We start from the raw sequence: 19,209 nt of genomic DNA, 5'->3' as shown, positions 1-19,209 counted from the left end.
TCGTCATGGATCGGATCGCACATTGGCTACTCCGGCTGATCCTTACTCAAGAGATGACCCGATCGAGCAGCCGGTTGGTGAAACCGGTTTTGCCCGACGCAGTTTTTCATATCGTCCCGCCGGAACCAGATGGCGCGACCGCATCTAAGCGGCGGGTTGCCTGCGGTAAAGACGATCTGCTCATCGGCTCGCATTCGCAGCACCTCATGCGGCTGGATCAGCGGTCGAGCGGCAAGCTGCTTTGACCGGGTCCGCGACGACCCGCGCGACTGGAAGCTGCGGCTGACCTGATCGATCTCAACCGTCGTCATGCCGCAGCGGCGCGATATGTATTCCGCCGTCTCCGGATCATTGATGGCAGCAAACGAAATCCAGCTCGCGCTCTCAAACCATTTGCTCGATGCGTCCCGACCACCGTATGTCTCGCGAAGTTGGCCGATGGACTGATAGATCATCGTGAGCGTGATGCCATATTTGCGCCCTGCGTCACGAGCGGTCTCCAGGATGCGCATGTAGCCTAGCCGCGCCACCTCATCGAGAAGGAAAAGGGCACGGCCTTCGATGTGTCCATCCCGATTGTAAATCGCGTTGAGGAACGAGCCGATGATGACTCGCGCCAGCCCCGCATGTGTCTCAAGCGTCTTCAGGTCGATATTGATGAACACGTCGGTCTTTCCCGACGCGATATCGTCGGTGGAAAATGCAGAGCCGGACACCAGAGCTGCGTAGTTCTGGTAGGATAGCCAATGCGTCTCCTTTATCGCATTGGCATAGACACCGCTGAACGTTTCCGGTGTCATGTTAACGAACGCGGCAACGTTCTCCTTTACGAAAGCGGATGCTGAATTGTCGTAGATGTCCTGCAGCCGCTTGCGCAACTGCGGTTCCGGCTCCGACAGGTTGGCCCGCACCTGACGAAGCGTCTGCTGCTCATTTGGTGTATGGCCGGAAAGGCAGACGTCGGCGATCATCGCCGTCAGGAGCTGAAGACCGGACGCTCGAAAGAAGTCGTCGCGAACGCCGCCCGCGCGGCCACTCTCGCTCATGATCCAGGACGCAACAGCGGCTATGTCCTCTTCTTTCGTGCCACCGAACTTTCCGATCCAGGCCAGTGCGTTGAAGCCGATCGCTGGATTGCGGGGATCAAGGATCCGGATCCTTCTCCCCGCACGCTCGCGATGCTGCGACACCATCGGCGCGACCTCGTTCGAAGGATCGAGCACGATCAACGAACCACCCCATTTGAGCGCGGTCGGGATTGTCACCGACGTCGTTTTGAAACCGCCGGAACCGGCAAAGACAATCCCATGGGATGAACCGAATGAGCCATCGAAGCAAAGCAACGGCGCTTTCCCTCCTTCACCCCAGGTTTCCATGTCATCGGCGCGAAACCCACGAATGGTTCTGCCATCACGATCGACACGGTATCGCTCGCCAATCACGATGCCGCCAGCTTCACCGAACAGCCGCTCGGCCTCGGTCAGTTTCATCCACGCGGCCTCTCCGTGCAGCGCGCGTTTGCCGATGATCCGCTTGGGTTCGGGCCGGACGAAAGCCGCGTTTCCGATCAGCGCAACACGAAGTGCGAAGCATCCCGTTATCAGCACACCAGCCGCTCCGATCATCGTTGCTGGATCGAGATAGGTAAGGATGGATTTTCCCTCGGGAACCTTGTCAGCAAATACAGCGAGGCGCGATATCTCGCGCGCCGCCGCAATCAGAATGGTACCGCCACTACCAGCGGCCGCGCTCCAGCCAACAAGCCGGATGCTTGCCGATCCTGCCGCCGCGAAGAGAAAGATGATGCCGACCGCAGCGGCGGCGACATAGGGTGCCGCGATGCCGATCCTGGCGAACATCAATCGCTGGGCCTCAATTTTGCCAAACGGAGCAAGAAATTGTTCAAGACCTGTCAGACCGATGGCGACTGCGATGATCAGCACGGCTGGTACGGTGGCGAGAAGAACTCTATTCGCTGTCATTGCCAAAGGCCTCTGCGCCGATAGAAGTCAGTCGCGCGCGTTCGCCCGGATCCGCTTTGAGCCGGCCGGCAAGTTCGAGCAACGCACCCAGCAGCATTGCTCGCTTCTCAAACCGAAGGCCTGCTTTCACGATCAGGCCCCCGAGCTCGATCTTCTCGCGCGTGTCCTTCTTGCGGGCGTCCGATGTCGTGGTCCTCGCCATGCGCTCAAGCCTCGCCAGGGCTGCCCGGAGCCTCGCCAGCCGGGTTCGCCGAAGCCTGCCCGGCGCCCGTGCTTCCTCTCCCTTTCCCGTTCGGTCCGGCGCTTTGTGCTGTCGGACCGCTGCGAAACCGTTTCGCCACTTCCTCGAAGGCCGTCTGAAGTTCGCTCTCGTCAATCTCGAATTCGCCAAGACCAGCGCGCAATGCGATGCGGCCGATCCGTTCGGCCTCCCTGGTTTCTGCTGCCTTGAGCTGATCCTGGAGCTTGGCGATTTCTTCGCGGATTTTCGAAGAAGGCTTTTTCATTCCGCTCGCATCCTTTCGCTGAACGTCGTTGCCGTCAGGCAGAAGATTTCAGCGCGGAGTGCGGAACGCACTACTGTGAATCCTACAATCGCCAATGGCGATGCTTTTGTGAATGATCCCATCCGTTCGTAAGGACGGATCCGAAGGGCGCAATTATACGTCGCTGAAGCGACGCACTGTTTTTTGCCCCCTGGCTGCCCTTCCTCTTTTTACGAACACATTGATTTCGTTTGATCAAAGGAGTGTTCTCCGCCGTGGCCGTCCCGCATTTTTCAGTCAGCATCGTTGCACGCGGCTCCGGCCGCAGCGCCGTGCTGTCGGCGGCCTACCGGCATTGCGCCAAGATGGACTATGGGCGGGAAGCCAGGACGATCGACTACACCCGCAAGCAGGGCCTGCTTCATGAGGAGTTTATCATCCCCGCCGATGCGCCTGAATGGCTGCAATCGATGATTGCCGATCGGTCTGTCTCGGGAGCGTCGGAGGCGTTCTGGAACAAGGTCGAGAACTTCGAGAAACGGTCGGATGCACAGCTTGCAAAGGATGTCACCATCGCCTTGCCGTTAGAGCTGTCGGCTGAGCAGAACATCGACCTCGTCAGGGACTTCGTGGCGCGCCACATCACCGCCCAGGGCATGGTGGCTGACTGGGTCTTCCACGACGCGCCTGGCAATCCGCATATCCACCTGATGACGACGCTGCGGCCGCTGACCGAGGACGGGTTTGGGTCGAAGAAGGTGGCGGTCATAGGACCAGACGGCAAAGCGCTGCGCAATGACAGCGGCAAGATCGTCTATGAGCTCTGGGCGGGTGGGCTCGATGACTTCAACGCGTTTCGCGATGGCTGGTTTGCCTGCCAGAACCAGCATCTGGCGCTTGCGGGCCTCGATATCAGGATCGATGGCCGCTCCTTCGAGAAGCAGGGCATCGAGCTGACCCCGACCATCCATCTCGGCGTCGGCACGAAGGCGATCGAGAGGAAAGCAGTCCGTGGGAATGGATCTGCGGGAGAGGATGCTGCGCTCGAGCGGCTGGAACTGCAGGAAGAGCGGCGAGCCGAGAATGCCCGCCGGATTCAGCGTAGTCCGGAGATCGTACTTGATCTGATCATGCGAGAAAAAAGCGTGTTCGACGAGCGCGATGTCGCTAAAATCCTCCATCGCTATGTCGATGATGCGGGCCTCTTCCAGAGCCTGATGGTGCGCATCCTTCAAAGCCCGGAGACGCTGCGGCTCGATCGTGAGCGGATGGACTTTGCCACCGGGGTCCGGGTGCCGACAAAGTACACGACACGTGAGCTGATCCGCCTCGAGGCTGAGATGGCCAACCGCGCGATCTGGCTCTCGCAGCGGTCTTCGCATGGCGTCCGGAAACCGGTGCTCAAGGCGACCTTCGCGCAGCATGAACGGCTTTCCGATGAGCAAAGGGCTGCCATCGAACATGTCGCTGGTGTTGAGCGGGTTGCCGCCGTGATCGGCCGCGCCGGCGCCGGCAAGACCACGATGATGAGGGCAGCACGCGAGGCCTGGGAAGCGGCCGGCTATCGCGTTGTCGGTGGCGCACTCGCCGGCAAGGCTGCGGAAGGTCTGGAGAAGGAAGCGGGCATCGTCTCCCGTACCCTGTCGTCCTGGGAACTCCGCTGGGATCAGGGTCGCGGGCAGCTCGACGACAAGACGGTTTTCGTTCTGGACGAGGCTGGCATGGTGTCGTCGCGGCAAATGGCGACATTCGTCGAAGCTGTCACCAAAGCTGGCGCTAAGCTCGTGCTTGTCGGCGATCCTGAGCAGCTTCAGCCGATCGAGGCGGGTGCTGCCTTTCGCGCGATTGCCGACCGCATCGGCTATGCCGAATTAGAAACTATCTATCGCCAGCGTGAGCAATGGATGCGCGACGCTTCGCTCGATCTCGCGCGTGGCAATGTCGGCAAAGCCCTCGCAGCCTATCAGTCCAACGGCAAGATGATCGGCTCAGAGCTGAAGGCCGATGCGGTCACCAACCTCATCTCGGACTGGAACCGCGAATACGATCCTGCCAAGTCAACGCTGATCCTCGCGCACCTGCGCCGTGACGTCCGAATGCTGAATGAGCTGGCGCGCACAAAGCTGATCGAGCGCGGCATTATCGAGCACGGTTCGCCGTTCAAGACCGCCGACGGTGTCAGAAGCTTTGCTGCTGGCGACCAGATCGTTTTTCTGAAGAACGAAGGCTGGCTTGGCGTCAAGAACGGCATGCTGGGCAAGGTCGTGGAAGCCGCACCTGGTCGCATCGTCGCCGTGATCGGCGACGGCGAACATCGGGCGCAAGTTACGGTCGAACAGCGCTTCTACAACAATGTCGATCACGGCTATGCCACCACGGTGCACAAGAGCCAGGGCGCGACCGTCGATCGGGTCAAGGTGCTGGCGTCCCTCTCTCTCGATCGTCACCTCACCTATGTTGCGATGACACGCCACCGCGAAGATCTCGGCGTCTATTACGGCCACCGATCCTTTACCAAGGCAGGCGGTCTGGTCGAGATTTTGTCGCGCAAGAACTCCAAGGAAACGACGCTCGACTATGCCGGCGGCAGCTTCTACCGGCAGGCCCTCCGTTTTGCCGAAGCGCGCGGCCTTCACATCGTCAACGTTGCCAGAACCGTCGCGCGCGACCGTCTCGAATGGACGGTCCGGCAGAAGCAGAAGCTCGTCGACCTTGCCGGCAAGCTTGCGGCCATCGGCGCCAAGCTCGGCTTTGCAACATCGACGGCCAGAACAGTTCCTGTTGCAGAAAAGGAGACCAAGCCCATGGTGGCCGGTATCACCACCTTCCCGAAATCGATCGATCAGACCGTTGAGGATAAACTCGCCGCAGACCCAGCGCTCAAGAAGCGATGGGAAGAAGTCTCGATGCGCTTCCATCACGTCTACGCGCAGCCGGAAGCAGCATTCAAGGCAGCGAACGTCGATGCGATGCTGCGCGACCAGTCGGCTGCGGAAAAGACGATCGCCAGAATTGCCAACGAGCCTGAAACCTTCGGTGCCCTCAAGGGCAAGACGGGCCTACTGGCCAGCCGCGGCGACAGGGCGGACCGAGACCGGGCGCTCAAGAATGTGCCGCCACTCGCTGACAGCATCAGCGATTATCTCCGCCAGCGTGGCGATGCTGAGCGGCGAAATCACGCGGAGGAGCTTGCGGTCCGCAGGCAGGTCGCGCTGGAGATCCCTGCCCTTTCGTCCAATGCGAAAAGCGTGCTGGAACGCGTCCGCGATGCCATCGACAGAAACGATCTGCCCTCTGGCCTCGAATATGCACTCGCCGACAAAATGGTGAAGGCTGAACTCGAAGGTTTCGCGAAGGCGGTCACTGAACGTTTCGGAGAAAGGATCTTCCTGCCCCTGGCTGCGAAGGATGCCACCGGCGAGGCATTCCAGCACGTTACGGCAGGCATGAATGGCGCCCAGAAGAGCGAGGTGCAACAGGCCTGGAATACTATGCGGACGGTGCAGCAACTGTCTGCCTATGAGCGCAGCGCGACGGCACTCAAGCAGGCAGAGACGTTGCGCCAGACCAAGTCCCAGGGCCTGACCCTCAAATGAGGATGCGTCATCGGCATAGAGTGCTACGGCGCATGAAACGGCTCGTCTGGTTCTATCGGATCTCCAGCGTGAGCCTGTTCGCACTTGGCTTCATCGTGCTGCTCGGAGGTCAGGGCTTCAGGGTCAATCTCACACCAAGCGAGCCGCTGGGTCTCTGGCGGATCGTTAAGCCCGATCGCCCAATTCTGGTCGGTGATCTTGTCTTCATCTGCCCGCCGGACACCGACGCACTACGTGAGGCGCGCGCGCGTGGATATCTGCGTTTTGGCCTCTGCGCTGGTTGGGTCGCACCACTGATCAAGAGGGTTGTGGCGACATCTGGACAGGCGATCGAGATCCATGACGATGTCCGCATTGATGGTCGGCCACTCCCTCATTCACACGTTGCACGAACGGACGGCCAGGGGCGTGGGATGGTGCAGTACGAAGGGGGTGTCGTTCCGCCCGGAACGGTCTTCCTGCATTCCGCGTTCTCGGGGTCGTTTGATAGCCGGTACTTCGGCCCTCTGCCGATGGAGGGCATCCTTGGACTGGCGCAGGAGGTCTGGACCTATGCGCCATGATCTCTTGGGGAATGTTGCCCTCGTCGCACTGTCCACCAGCGCGGGATGGATCGGTTGGAGTGGTAATGTGCTTCTCTTGCCCGTCGTAGCTGCTTTCCCCGTCCTTTGGTCCCTGACACGCACGCGTCTGCAGGCAACGGCGATCTCTGCTGCCTACTTCCTCGCGGCATCGCGGGGTTTGCCGCAGGGTGTGGCGAACTTCTACTCATCGGATATCTGGCCGGGTTTCCTGCTCTGGCTTATCGCCTCTTCCGCGTTCGTCACGATCCATTCTGTGCTATGGACGGATCGAAAGGGGTGGCAGAAGTCGTTCCGATACATGGCCGCATGCGGCGCAATGGCGGTCCCACCATTCGGTATCCTGGGATGGGCACATCCGATCACAGCTGCTGGCGTTCTTTTTCCTGGCTGGGGATGGTGGGGTCTTTCGGCGATGGCAGCCGGCCTTGCTATCATGGTGACGCCTTATCGGCCGGCTGCAGCCACGGCCATGATTGGCTTCTGGCTCTGGTCAGCCGCTGAGTGGACGACGCCGATTTTACCGACGTCGTGGACCGGTGTCGATCTGGAAATGGCTGCATCTCTCGGCCGTGATGCAAGCCTTGAGCAGCAAAGCGCACTCATCGAACTTGTTCGCCGTCAGGGGCCTGCTGATATAGTTGTCCTTCCGGAGAGCGCCCTCGGCTTTTGGACGCCTACTCTTGCGCGGCTTTGGCAAAGAGCGCTCACAGAGACAGGGACTACAGTGATCGCTGGTGCCGTGCTCATCGACGCGAAGGGGTACGACAATGTGCTCGTTTCGATCAATGCGGACAGACCTGCGTTGAACACATCGGCTGGCGAAGCCGTGCCTCCACCAGCGCCGATCTGAAATAGACTATCGACGACCGCCTTCGCGAAGGTCGGACCCTGCGCGAGAACGAATGCGAAGAAGCCTACGAACATGATGCGCCGGACCAGTTCAGCAAACCAGCTGTCGAGCGACGCGGCCTGAAGCGCCAGCCAGACCGCGGCAATACCGATTTCGATCCCTGCGAGAATCCAGAACAGCGATCTCGCCGCATCCATGACGGTGGTCTCCCAACCTTTTGCGGCAGTAGTGATCTCGTTCTGGAGGGCCGTTAGGACCGACCCCTCCTGCGCAATTGCGGGTTGGAACGACACGACGATGAATGCGACGAGCACCGTAATGCCCCTGATCGTTTTGAGCTCAGAGGTCATGCGCCTACCACTCGATCTTCATCTTCTCGCCGCCCGACGTCGGATACTCCCTCGTCGACCCAAAGAACTTTTCGTGCCGCTCTCGCGCTCCCTGTCTCTCTGAGATCAGGAACCACAGGCCTGTTCCTCCAACAGAGATGATTGCGGCGAGGATGGCCAAGATCAGTTTCGTTCTCACCATTCCACCTTCATCTTTTCGCCGCCGGATGTTGAGGGAGCCGTTGATTTGAAGAATTTCTCACGCCTGGCTTGAGCGAGGTCCTTGTCCGTCTGCTCGGTCTGGAGCCACGTCCCCATCATGGTCATCTGCTGGGAAACCAGGCCGCGCAGCTTCTGCATCTGGGAAACCTGTTGGGCTGCGATCTGATGTCCGACCTGGAGGGCCTTCATTTGCCCGTCGGCCGACTCCGACATGGATCGCAGCGAACTCATCGTGCCCTCTTCGGTGTCGAACTGGTCCGCTGTCAGGCTCGCCGCCTTGAGCGTGCTGCCGATCGTGTCCCGGTTCGTATCCGACCAGGACTGGTAGGTGCTCGAGAAGGATTCGGCATTTGGCAGATTGGCTTTTAGATCCGCATAGCTCTTGAACCGCTGCTGAAGGACGTCGTCGGCATTGCCCATCGAAAACGAGATGCTTTGCCCCTGATCGACAATGCTGCGCAATCGGTTGAGATCGCTCTCGACCTGACCCCAGATATGGTCAGGGAGCTGTGCGGTGTTTTGCAGCATGTTCTCATAGATCTTCAGCTGATTTTGTATCTGTTCCGCGAGTTGGGTGATCTGCGTCAGCTGGTTATCAACCTGCAGGCCAGAGCTTTTCAGAAGGTCGATGAGCTGCGCATTGTTGGCGAGCTGCGTCCATTCGGTGGCCGCGCCCGTTGCAGATCCCGCATGGGCGGAAGCAATCGGCGACAGCGCCATTGCCGCAGTCATCGTTGCGACGATCCAGTTACCGGACGTTGAGGTGCGACGTGGCATCGTGAACTCCTCTCGATTCAAGCCAATAGGTAGGCCAGTCTTGGCCGTGTTCAGCCTTCAGCGCGCGTATCCGCTTCAGGTCTTCCTTTCCGGATGCGCCCACAAAGCTCAGCGCCACCGGCCCGAGCGACATGTCAAAGAGCCGCCGTCCGTCTGGCGTGGCGACGTAATATTCGCGCTTAGGAATGGCGCTCGACACGATCTCGATCTGGCGCTCGTTGAACCCGATCCGCTCGTAAAATTCGCGCGTCCCCGGCTCACGTGCGGCGCCGTTCGGAAGGCAGATTTTCGTTGGGCAGGATTCCTTCAGCACGTCGATAATGCCGGAACGCTCGGCGTCGGAAATGGATTGCGTCGCCAGAACCACGGCGCAATTGGCTTTGCGGAGAACCTTCAGCCACTCCCGGATCTTGTCGCGAAACACCGGATGCCCGAGCATCAGCCAGGCTTCGTCGAGGAGGATGAGGCTCGGAGAGCCATCGAGCCGCTTCTCGATCCGGTGAAAGAGGTAGGTGAGAACGGGCACCAGATTACGCTCGCCCATATTCATGAGCTGCTCGATCTCGAAGCACTGAAACGCTCGAAGCGTCAGCCCGTCCTCTTCCGCGTCGAGAAGCTGACCCATCGGGCCGTCGACGGTATAGTGATGGAGTGCGTCCTTGATCTCGCGCATCTGCACGCCGCTGACAAAGTCCGACAGCGACTTTCCAGGCGCTGTCGCCATCAGCCCGATCTGGCGGGAGATTGCATTGCGATGGTCGGGTGTGATGGTAACGCCCTGCAGGGCAACGAGCATTTCGATCCACTCGGTCGCCCAGGCTCGATTGCCATCCGTCGAGAGATCGAACAGCGGGCAGAACGCGAGCGCTCTCCCCTCCCCGCTTTGGTCGTTGCCGATCTCATAGTGATCGCCGCCGGCAGCAAGCGTCAGAGGGAGGAGCGAGTTACCTTTGTCGAAGGCAAAGATCTGGGCGAACTCGTAACGGCGGAATTGCGCGGCGATCAGCGCTAGTAGGGTGGATTTACCCGAGCCCGTTGGCCCAAAGATGAGCGTGTGGCCGACATCGTCAACGTGCAGGTTCAGGCGAAACGGCGTTGAGCCCGACGCAACCTGCATCAGCGGCGGCGAGTTCGGCGGATAGAACGGGCACGGCGCCACCGGGTTGCCCGACCAAACAGAGTTCAGCGGGACTAGATCCGCCAGATTGCTGGTATTGATCAGCGGCTCGCGGATGTTGGCGTACCAGTTGCCGGGCAAGCTGCCGAGGAACGCATCCGTCGCGTTCAATGTCTCGACGCGAGCCCCGAACCCTTCGGCCTGGACCAGTCGACGTATGGCTTCCGCCTTTTCCTGTAGGGCGTCTCGGTCCTCATCGAACAGGATGACGACCGGGGTATAATAGCCGTAGGCGACAAGCTGGGATGAGGCCTGAGCGATCGCGTCCTCGGTCTCGGCGACCATGGTCATGGCATCCTGATCGACCGACCGGCTCTGGGTCTGGAAGAGCTGGTCGAAGAAAGGCCGCACTTTCTGCTGCCATTTCTTCCGGGTCCGTTCGAGCTTCTGGCGCGCCTCTTCTGCGTCCAGGAAGATAAAACGCGATGACCAGCGGGAGGTCAGCGGCATCAGGTCGAGATTGTTGAGGATGCCGGGCCAACTCTCGGCCGGCAGGCCATCGATGGCGACGACAGCGAGGAACCGATTCTCGACCTTCGGCGTCAGCCCATGCTCGAGCTCCGCCGTCGCCAGCCAGTCGAGATACATCGGAACCTCGGGCAAGCGAACCGGATGGCTCTCCCCCGTAATGCAAAAACGAACGAATTGCAGGAGATCGTCATAGCGGGCTACCCGCTCCCCTCCCCTTTCACGGACTTCGCGAGTCTGCATGCGAGCAATCGACAGGGTATTGGCAAGGTATTGTTCGATTTCCCGGATCGCGTTGCGGAACACGAACAGGACAGTGTCCGCATAGGATTTCTTGCGGCTCTCCTCGTCCGAGTAGATGTATTTGGATAACGCTGTCTTCTTCGACGCGAGCGGTCGGTAGGTGAGAATGATCGCGTGCTTGCTCTCGAAATGCCCCTGCTCCCGCCCGAAATGGGCCCGGCGCTCCGCATCGATCGCGCGGGTGACAGGGTCTGGAAAGTGGCACTGGTCTGGGGAAGGATAGTTAACCGTGGGCACTCGGACAGCCTCGACCTGGATCATCCAGCCCGTCCCCAGGCGCGATAGGATCGCATTGATCTGCCGCGACAGTTCATTGCGCTCAAGATCGGTGGCGCTTTCGGCGTCCGGACCCGCGAAATACCAGCCGGCCATCAGGCTGCCGTCCTTGAGAAGAAGGACGCCATTGTCGACAAGCCCGGCATAAGGGACCAGATCCGCGAAGGACGGGCCAGTCGCCCGGAATTGTTTGAGGGCAGCCATCAGGTTCTCCTCAGTATTTCCGCCAGGGTGCGGCGGTCGGCAGATAATAAGGCCTGTACGAAATGTGCCTGATATAGACCTGCCGCATCAGAGGGTCAGACTTGGCCATCATGCGAAGAAGGCCAACAATCACGATCCAGACGGCCACACCGAAGAGCGCCGAGTAAACCGTTAGGACAACGAAGATCAGGATTACGGCCGCAAGCCCGGTGATCAGCACCAGTTCGCGGTCGGCGCCCATCAAGAGGTTCGGACGCGACAGCGCACGATGGATACGATTGCGGTGCAGTCTTGAGGCAGCTTCAGCCATCTCTGCCCTCCCCTGCTTTTATAGCTGGGAAGGTAGAGCTGACTTTCTCCGAAATGCCGATCGAGGCACCTGTTGCACCGAAGAGACCCACGATTGTCGTCGCACCTAACAGGATGCCGGCGACCAGCACGACGTACATCAGCCTACGGGCAAAATCGTTGAGTTCGCCGCCGAAGATTAACATACCGCCAGCGATGGCAACGGCTGCGAGCGCGATGTATCCAGCGACTGGACCTGTGATCGATTGCTGGATCTGCTCCAGAGGACCTTCCCAAGGAAGGCTGCCACCACCTGAGCTCGCCACCGCCGGCACCACGAAGGCAAAATGAATTGCTATTACTGCAAAAGCGAAAACATTGGTCTTACGCAACATGACGGGCTTCCTGTTCTTCCGTAAGGTGCTCGGACTGGATTTCGTATTCGCCTTTGGCAAAACGCTCGACGGTTATGATGTCACGGACTCTCCGGCCGCGGGGCGTGCGCTCGATCGAAACGATGAGGTCAACGGCCTCACCAATGACTTCATGCATTGGCTGTTGGCTTGCCTCTGCCGTGAGTTGTTCAAGCCGGCGGAGTGCGGACATGGCGGTGTTGGAGTGGATGGTTGCGACGCCGCCCGGATGTCCTGTGTTCCATGCTTTAAGAAGCGTGAGGGCTGCGCCATCGCGCACCTCGCCGACGACGATGCGATCAGGTCGAAGGCGCATCGTACTTTTGAGCAAGCGGGCCATATCAACGCTGTCACTTGTGTGGAGAAGAACGGCGTTCTCGGCGGCGCACCGGATCTCCGCCGTATCTTCGAGGACCACCAGTCGATCCTCTGGCGCACTTCTTACGATTTCGTCGATCACTGCGTTAGCTAGCGTGGTTTTCCCGGTGCCGGTCCCGCCTGAAATGATAATGTTCAACCGTGAGGCGATCGCGCTTCTGATCGTTCCTGCTTGCAGGTCTGTCATGACGCCGGTGCGAACATAGTCATCGAGCGGAATGAGACGTGAGGCACGCCGGCGTATAGTGAACGCCGGTTTCGCAACGATGGGAGGCAGCAGGCCTTCGAACCGGTGCCCCCCGATTGGCAGCTCACCGGAGATGATAGGTTGATTGGTATCGACCTCAGACTGAAGAGCGTGCGCAACAGTCCCGATGACCATCTCCGCCGCAGCGGATGACATTTCCCCGGCAGGCGCTACGCCGTGACCAAGCCGTTCGATGAACAGCTTGCCGTCGGGATTGAGCATGATTTCAACGACATTACTGTCGTCGAGCGCGACGCATAGCTGATCGCCTAGCGCCTCCTGGAGCTTGCGTACAAGTCTTGGATGGGAAAGAAGCTGGGTCACGTGGCTGTCCTCAAGCGGCCTTGTGGAAGGAAGTAGCGATGAGCGACCGATAGTGCGGTGGCTGCAACCGCTGGAACGAAGCGCGGTCTGCGGGGAGAACGCCTGCAATCGCCGTGGTCACGCCAATCTTTTGAGGTGTTCCCAGTCGTTGCAATGGCCATCCGACACGGGAGAGGATCCGCTCAAACCGCAGATCCGTCACGGTGACGATGTCGCTAAAGCCGTTGACGATTGACCACTCGATGATGCCAGCAAACATTGCTCGCGTGACGTTGTTGATGGAGCTCTGCGCACTCGATTCTTGCGATTGCGTATCGACGCAAAAACGTGAGCTTTCGATCATTGCGGCGTGAGCAAAGAGCCTCCCATCTGGAAGAAGTGACGGGAAAATCTCCTGGATCATTGTCGGCCCGGTGGCGGGCAGAAGCCGTGCGCAGCCATGGACACGATCGTCACCCCCGACAGCTAGGATGTATGTTGGACGTAGATCATCGAATCGATCCATCTCCATCCCGCCGTCAACGTCGACTTCCCATCCCAACCGGTCGGCGAAGACTTTTGCCCGGAGGGCGTGCTGGGCAGCGAGCAGTCTCTCTTCTTTTGCGGTTCGAGGTGTCGAAATCGCCAGTAGCTGCATGGATATCTCCGTCGATGTTGAGTCGATTGAGATATGTGCACGGATCGGAATCGAGCGGCAGTTGTAGGATTCGACAAATGAGAATCGCGCTGAGTCGCGGTAGACATGGCGACCGCATACGTTTGGCAGAGAAATCGACTGCTTTACGGGTTCGGCAAGTTGCAGGATTCACAGTAAAACAAATGAGGAACAGGAAGCTACAGGGGCGATGCTAAGTTACTGTATATAATAGGTAATCGGTTCGGATTACCGTAGTTGGCAATGCGTGGAGTAAGGTTTCGTTAACCATTAAGTCCTTGCCAAGAAATTGGTTACAGGTATCGTCACGGTAAATAGGCCGTTTCGGCTTAAAATCCGTGATAAGAGAGATCATCGTGAGCGTGGCTAAAAACGTGAATAGGCACAGCCTCCCAAGTGCTGATGAAACGATCGGGGCGCAGGCTGAACTCCTGAGCTCTCAGCTTCAGTCTATGAGCGAGGCGCTGTTCCCGCCGACTTCACAAAAGGTCCTCCGTAAGTTTACGTCGGGTGAAGCTGCTCGTTTGATCGGAATATCTGATTCCACGTTGCGCAAGATGACGCTGGCTGGTGAAGGACCGCAGCCGGAAACTACGAGTAACGGGAGGCGCCTATATAATCTCAGTGAGATCAACCAGATTCGTCGACTGCTCGCCCAATCAACACGCGGTAGAGAGACGATAGAATTTGTCCCTCACCGTCGCCCAGGTGAGCATCTGCAAGTCCTTGCCGTCACCAACTTCAAAGGCGGGTCCGGCAAAACGACAACGACAGCTCATTTGGCACAATTTCTGGCTCTCCAGGGCTATCGCGTTCTAGCCGTCGATCTCGATCCACAAGCCAGTCTTTCGGCACTGCTAGGCGTTCTTCCGGAATTGGATGTCGCGTCAAACCAGACTCTATATGCTGCAATTCGTTACGACGAAGAGCGTCGCCCACTTTCGGAAGTGATCCGGCCAACTTACTTCGACGGCCTGGATCTCGTCCCAGGTAATCTAGAACTGATGGAGTTTGAGCATACGACGCCCAGAGCGCTCAGCGCGGGGGCTTCAGGCGAAACGCTGTTCTTTGCACGAGTGGCGGCGGCGCTTGACGAGGTTGCTGACAATTACGACGTCGTCGTGATTGACTGCCCTCCTCAGCTCGGCTTCCTAACGCTCAGTGGATTGTGCGCAGCGACTGCGATGATCATCACGATCCATCCGCAGATGCTCGACATATCGTCGATGAGTCAGTTCCTTTTGATGACGCGTGATCTGCTCGGTGTAGTGCGGGATGCTGGCGGCGAACTCAAATATGATTTCATCCGCTACCTATTAACCAGATATGAGCCTCAAGACGCTCCTCAAACGAAGGTCGCGGCTCTGCTCCGTAATCTTTTTGACGACCACGTGTTGACGAATCCCATGCTGAAGTCTGCAGCGGTATCGGACGCCGGCCTGACTAAGCAGACCCTCTATGAGATTGGTCGTGAGAACATGACTCGCTCCACCTATGATCGGGCGATGGAGTCGTTGGAGGCGGTCAACTCGGAGGTTGAGACATTGATTAAGCAGGCTTGGGGTCGGGCATGAGTACCCAATTCGGTTCTCCACATAATGATATCGCGGATTGTTGGGAGCTCCCAACCATTCCGGTCAGCCCATCTTCCCAGAGTGTTGAACCGCGTTTGTTGGGAGCTCCCAACAGCGAACCAATTGATCGGGACTCTCATCCTGGAGTAAGTTCATGAGCCGCAAGGATTCCATCGACAACCTCTTCATGAAAAAGCCGGTCGTCACCGCATCGTCACCGGCCAGGTCTCCTGATCGGGTACGCACTGGTGCAATATCGGCGATGGGGTCCTCACTCCATGAAATGGCGGAAAATGCCAAGCAAGTAACCAAGCTGCAGCAACAATTGGCCGAAGGTGAACCGGTCGTTTCCCTCGACCCGTCTGCGATCGATAACTCAAAGATAACTGATCGCATACAGCTCGAGGTCGACCCCGATTTTGAGGCGCTGGTAGCAAGTATTGCTGAACATGGGCAGCAGGTGCCGATCCTTGTTCGTCCAAATCCTGAAACTGCGGGGAGGTTTCAGATTGCATATGGACGACGCCGTTTGAGAGCTGCCGAACAGCTCGGGCGACCTGTCCGAGCAATTGTTAAAAGTCTTTCTGACAGCCAACTCTACATTGCCCAAGGCCGGGAAAATCTGGATCGGAAAGATCTATCCTTCATCGAAAAGGCCTTTTTTGCACGAAATCTGGAGGACGGTGGGTGCGACCGCGCCACTATTATTTCGGCTCTCGTAACGGATAAAGCGGATGTGAGCAGATACATTGCGGTGGCCCGACGATTGCCGGACAGTGTCGTAAACTTGATTGGTCCCGCGCCCAAGGCGGGACGCGCCAGATGGATGGCTCTGGCCGAACATCTTGCAAATCCATCAATGGTCGAAGCGGCCCAACAGATTCTAAGAGGATATGTTGAACAGCGGCTAGACAGCGATGCGCGTCTTAGTGGCTTGCTGCGTGAGTTGTCCGGGCACCCCAAGGCAAGCAAAAAGAGATCTGAGTCGACGGACGTTTGGAGAACTCCGACGGGTAAGCGCGCAGTGAGCATCGAAGCGAACGATGGCAAGACGTCCATCGTTTTCGAAGAAAAGGCTGTTCCAGCGTTCGCCAGGTTTGTGTCAGCGAGACTGGATGAGCTTTACGAACAATTTCAAAAACAGAATCGCGCGGGGGATTGATGATGAATTGAGCCGCTGGACTGTTTCACGGTGAAGCAAAATCGGCAAAGAAAAAGCCCTCCGAAATGAATTCCGAAGAGCCTTCTCCACTTTGGTCGGTTGAGAGAATCGCACTTCTCAGAATCCCCGTCAAGAGTCTTTGACGTCGTTCCGGCGAGCGTTTTTCTGTTGCCTTTCGAAAGGTAGGAAAATGCATCCCGAAAATGTAACGACGCCCTTTGGGCGGCGGCCGGCCGTGCTTGCTCTCGTAAAGAGACAGCTTCAGACGTCCGAGACGAAACCAAACCGCCCGGTTGAAAAATGGAAGGTGTTTCGCGACGCCTGTGAGGCCCGTGAACGCCTCGGCCTCCAGGACAGGGCGCTGACTGTGCTGGACGCACTGCTGACGTTTTATCCGGAAAGCGAGCTCAACTCCGATAGTGGATTGGTGGTCTTTCCATCCAATGCTCAGCTGTCTGTCAGAGCGCACGGCATCGCTGGGACGACCCTGCGGCGACATCTGGCTGCCCTAGTCGAAGCCGGGCTCATCCAGCGCAAGGATAGTCCGAACGGGAAGCGCTACGCTCACCGGGACAAGGGGGGCGATATCGAGCAAGCTTTCGGGTTCGATCTTTCTCCACTTTTGGCTCGTGCTGCGGAACTTGCAATCCTGGCACAGGAAGTCGCTGCCGAACGTTTGCAGTTCAGGCGAGCCAAAGAGGCACTGACTATCTGCCGGCGTGATGTGCGCAAGCTAATTTCCGCCGCCATGGAGGAGGGTGCTGACGGCGACTGGGAAGCCATCGAAGACATGTATGTCGGCATTGTCAGCCGACTTCCCCGCAACCCTGACCGTCACCAGGTGGAGGCAATCCTCGACGAGCTGCAGCTTGTGCGCACCGAAGTCCTTAACCTTCTGGAAAATCAGTTAGATTCTCAAAATATGGACGGCAATGCTGTTCAAAATGGCTGCCACATACAGAATTCAAAACCCGAATCCATCCGTGAACTTGAACCTAGCTCTGGAAAAGAGCAGGGCGGAGCCGTCGAGCTGGAATTAGCACCCAAAGCGGTTGCTCAGCCGTTGGCAAAGCCGGAACAGATGAAGGCGTTCCCGCTGTCGATGGTCCTGAAAGCTTGCCCGCAGATTTCGGACTACGGGCCCGGCGGCACGATCTCCCATTGGCGCGAGCTGATGGGCGCCGCGGTGGTGGTACGATCAATGCTTGGTGTTAGCCCGTCGGCTTACCAGGAGGCTTGCGAGGTGATGGGGCCGGAGAACGCCGCGGTTGCCATGGCTGCAATCTTGGAGAGGGCAGGGCATATCAACTCGGCAGGTGGATATCTCCGCGATCTCACGCGCCGAGCGCGGGCAGGGGAGTTCGGGCTGGGACCGATGCTAATGTCACTGATGCGTGCCAATGCGAACGGCGATCGGAAAACGGGGTGATGGGTTGTACGACGTACAAGGTAGAGGCATGATCGTACGGCGGTGGCGCCGCATTTCATACAGCACTCGTTCCACGGTTTATAGCTGGCACGCCCTCCCTTGGGAGAGCATCACCGAACTAGAGCAGCCTGGCTGCTCTGCCACTCCGTCTCGTTGCGCTATTGTAGTATTCGGATGCTTGCTGAACCGATCGATGCCGGGATTGCTCCATGGCTTCAGGCAGGGGAATGCCGCGATTGGCTGCTTCGGTGAGATAACCTGAACGCAAGCCATGGGCGGAAAACTCCACCGGGTCCAACCCTGCCATGGCGGCGCGCTGTTTGACGATATCGTTGATGGCTTTCGGATCGAGCGCGCGCTTTGAGACATTGCCCCAGCGATCGATCGCCCGGAATACACTACCGCTTTCGATCCTGCCGGCCTCGAGCCAGGCACTCAGCGCGTCGACTGGTCGGCCCGTGAGATAGACGGTTTCCTGATTGTCAGCGCCACTTGTCTTGGTGCGACCGAGATGGAGGGATAGCGAGGGCAGGGGAGCTGATCCTTCAACCGGGATCGGCGCTTCCATGACCAACTGCTCCTTACGCAGCCCCGCCACTTCGCTGCGACGCCTCCCACCGGAGGCAAAGGCAACCATGAGGATCGCCTTGTCCCGGACATCGCGCAGGCTGTCGGTCCGGCAGGTACCAATCAGCTTTGACAGGACATCGCCTGTCACGGCCTTGGCGCTCTTGCGCCGCTTCGGGCGTGGCGTTGCACGCACCGCCAGCCGGATGGCCGACTTGAGGGCAGGGGAGGTGAATGAACCCTGCAGCCCACGCCATTTGGTCAGCGTCGACCAGGTTGCCAGCCGACGGCGCACGGTATCGGATGCTCGGAGAAACCCCTGGAGGCGAAGCTTGTCCTCGACCTCCGCCGGCATGCCGTGGCCCGGATCCGTCAGGCGCTTTTCCTGGTCCCATAGGTGATGAGCGACAAACTTCAGCAACAGCGCTTCCGGCGCGGGCCAGGGGAGTGACCGGCCCGTGGCCGCCAGCGACCAGGCCTGCAGGTAGGCGAGATCGGAGGTGAGCGCGCGCAGTGTATTGGCGCCCATTCCCTCGTTGACGAGGTGGCGAAGGGTCTCGATGTCCTGATCGGTCAGAAGCTCGGCGAGTTCGTCCCGCCGCTCCATGGGGAGGACTGCAGCAATGGTGTCGAGTTGTTGGATCCGCAGATCGATAGCACTCATTTCGGCAGACCGTGCTCATCGTAAAAATCGGAATGGTCGGAGGTTGTGCCGGGCGGCACGCTTTTGCGATCTTCCTCCGCCAGCGCAAGGAAATCCTCATAAGGGTCGATCTTCTGCGCGATCTGCGTGAGTATCGCGGCCGGTCTCTCGTCGCGGCAGTTCACGATTTCATCGTCGCGGACAGCAAGTTCAATCAACTCCTCGAGCCGTTCCGCCGCTTCCGTCACGTCAACAAGAACTTTCATGGGTCTCTCC

18 protein-coding genes and 1 pseudogene are annotated in these 19,209 nt (G+C 58.7%); 6 read left to right on the top strand and 13 right to left on the bottom strand.

The genetic code is table 11. The features are described 5' to 3' along the window. Positions 1-26 precede the first annotated feature (26 nt). The 3 genes from traG to traC are packed head-to-tail and all read right to left on the bottom strand — an operon-like array spanning position 27 to position 2,488. Complete coding sequence (gene traG / locus OU993_RS19070) at positions 27-1,982, bottom strand: Ti-type conjugative transfer system protein TraG (RefSeq protein WP_268160180.1); 1,956 nt, start codon at positions 1,980-1,982, stop codon at positions 27-29. Then, entirely contained in the window at positions 1,969-2,184 is a 216-nt protein-coding gene (gene traD / locus OU993_RS19065) for a type IV conjugative transfer system coupling protein TraD (RefSeq protein ID WP_112828835.1), read from the bottom strand. Before traD ends, traG begins: the two co-directional genes overlap by 14 nt. Positions 2,185-2,188: 4 nt before the next feature. Continuing rightward, positions 2,189-2,488 carry a conjugal transfer protein TraC gene (traC, locus tag OU993_RS19060; RefSeq protein ID WP_112828836.1) on the bottom strand — a complete coding sequence of 100 codons (300 nt, stop codon included), beginning with the start codon at positions 2,486-2,488 and terminating at the stop codon, positions 2,189-2,191. 254 nt (positions 2,489-2,742) lie between these two features. Here traC and traA point away from each other — a divergent pair, with 254 nt between their 5' ends. From traA to OU993_RS19045, 3 genes are read left to right on the top strand one after another with little or no spacing between them, the layout of a single operon-like run. After that, entirely contained in the window at positions 2,743-6,063 is a 3,321-nt protein-coding gene (gene traA / locus OU993_RS19055; protein ID WP_268160176.1) for a Ti-type conjugative transfer relaxase TraA, read from the top strand. A 32-nt stretch (positions 6,064-6,095) separates the two neighbouring features. Next, a complete protein-coding gene (gene traF / locus OU993_RS19050; RefSeq protein WP_027488991.1) occupies positions 6,096-6,626 on the top strand; it encodes a conjugative transfer signal peptidase TraF in 531 nt (176 codons plus the stop codon). Next, a complete protein-coding gene (locus OU993_RS19045) occupies positions 6,616-7,497 on the top strand; it encodes a carbon-nitrogen hydrolase family protein (protein ID WP_326493854.1) in 882 nt (293 codons plus the stop codon). The genes traF and OU993_RS19045 overlap by 11 nt, the downstream gene beginning before the upstream one ends. On the opposite strand, the pseudogene OU993_RS19040 reads toward OU993_RS19045, so the two are convergent. The 8 genes and pseudogenes from OU993_RS19040 to traI all read right to left on the bottom strand — a co-directional run. Beyond that, positions 7,440-7,847 (bottom strand): annotated as a pseudogene (locus OU993_RS19040) (type IV secretion system protein); the annotation flags it as partial. The gene OU993_RS19045 and the pseudogene OU993_RS19040 overlap by 58 nt on opposite strands. Before the next feature lie 4 nt (positions 7,848-7,851). Next, positions 7,852-8,028: an entry exclusion protein TrbK gene (gene trbK / locus OU993_RS19035; protein WP_112635388.1), complete on the bottom strand. Its 177-nt coding sequence runs from the start codon at positions 8,026-8,028 to the stop codon at positions 7,852-7,854. Then, entirely contained in the window at positions 8,022-8,825 is an 804-nt protein-coding gene (trbJ, locus tag OU993_RS19030; RefSeq protein ID WP_442793009.1) for a P-type conjugative transfer protein TrbJ, read from the bottom strand. The genes trbK and trbJ overlap by 7 nt, the downstream gene beginning before the upstream one ends. After that, positions 8,797-11,253, bottom strand: coding sequence for a conjugal transfer protein TrbE (locus OU993_RS19025; protein ID WP_268160170.1), 2,457 nt, complete (start codon positions 11,251-11,253; stop codon positions 8,797-8,799). The genes trbJ and OU993_RS19025 overlap by 29 nt, the downstream gene beginning before the upstream one ends. 10 nt (positions 11,254-11,263) lie before the next feature. Then, complete coding sequence (locus OU993_RS19020; RefSeq protein ID WP_268160168.1) at positions 11,264-11,563, bottom strand: conjugal transfer protein TrbD; 300 nt, start codon at positions 11,561-11,563, stop codon at positions 11,264-11,266. Next, entirely contained in the window at positions 11,556-11,936 is a 381-nt protein-coding gene (locus tag OU993_RS19015) for a TrbC/VirB2 family protein (RefSeq protein ID WP_268160166.1), read from the bottom strand. The genes OU993_RS19020 and OU993_RS19015 overlap by 8 nt, the downstream gene beginning before the upstream one ends. After that, on the bottom strand, positions 11,926-12,903 hold the full coding sequence (gene trbB / locus OU993_RS19010) for a P-type conjugative transfer ATPase TrbB (RefSeq protein ID WP_268160164.1): 978 nt from the start codon (positions 12,901-12,903) through the stop codon (positions 11,926-11,928). Before trbB ends, OU993_RS19015 begins: the two co-directional genes overlap by 11 nt. A 10-nt stretch (positions 12,904-12,913) precedes the next feature. After that, positions 12,914-13,540 (bottom strand): acyl-homoserine-lactone synthase TraI, encoded by a 627-nt coding sequence (gene traI, locus OU993_RS19005; RefSeq protein WP_268160162.1) that lies wholly within the window; start codon positions 13,538-13,540, stop codon positions 12,914-12,916. A gap of 374 nt (positions 13,541-13,914) precedes the next feature. Between traI and repA the strand changes: the two genes are divergently transcribed. From repA to repC, 3 genes are all read left to right on the top strand, one after another. Further along, complete coding sequence (gene repA / locus OU993_RS19000; protein ID WP_268160160.1) at positions 13,915-15,132, top strand: plasmid partitioning protein RepA; 1,218 nt, start codon at positions 13,915-13,917, stop codon at positions 15,130-15,132. 154 nt (positions 15,133-15,286) lie between these two features. Beyond that, positions 15,287-16,294 (top strand): plasmid partitioning protein RepB, encoded by a 1,008-nt coding sequence (gene repB, locus OU993_RS18995; RefSeq protein WP_268160158.1) that lies wholly within the window; start codon positions 15,287-15,289, stop codon positions 16,292-16,294. A gap of 190 nt (positions 16,295-16,484) precedes the next feature. Continuing rightward, the gene (gene repC / locus OU993_RS18990) at positions 16,485-17,723 is read left to right on the top strand and encodes a plasmid replication protein RepC (RefSeq protein ID WP_268160156.1); all 1,239 of its coding nucleotides are present in this window, start codon (positions 16,485-16,487) and stop codon (positions 17,721-17,723) included. Positions 17,724-17,841: 118 nt separating this feature from the next. Here the strand turns inward: repC and OU993_RS18985 are convergent, their stop codons facing one another. Both OU993_RS18985 and OU993_RS18980 read right to left on the bottom strand, forming a co-directional pair. Next, a complete protein-coding gene (locus OU993_RS18985; protein ID WP_268160154.1) occupies positions 17,842-18,954 on the bottom strand; it encodes a site-specific integrase in 1,113 nt (370 codons plus the stop codon). Continuing rightward, positions 18,951-19,199 carry a prevent-host-death family protein gene (locus tag OU993_RS18980; protein ID WP_268160152.1) on the bottom strand — a complete coding sequence of 83 codons (249 nt, stop codon included), beginning with the start codon at positions 19,197-19,199 and terminating at the stop codon, positions 18,951-18,953. The genes OU993_RS18985 and OU993_RS18980 overlap by 4 nt, the downstream gene beginning before the upstream one ends. Positions 19,200-19,209: the final 10 nt, after the last annotated feature.

Source organism: Rhizobium sp. SL86 (genome assembly GCF_026672545.1).
Classification (GTDB): Bacteria; Pseudomonadota; Alphaproteobacteria; order Rhizobiales; family Rhizobiaceae; genus Neorhizobium.
This window is presented reverse-complemented; position numbering and strand designations above follow the sequence as displayed.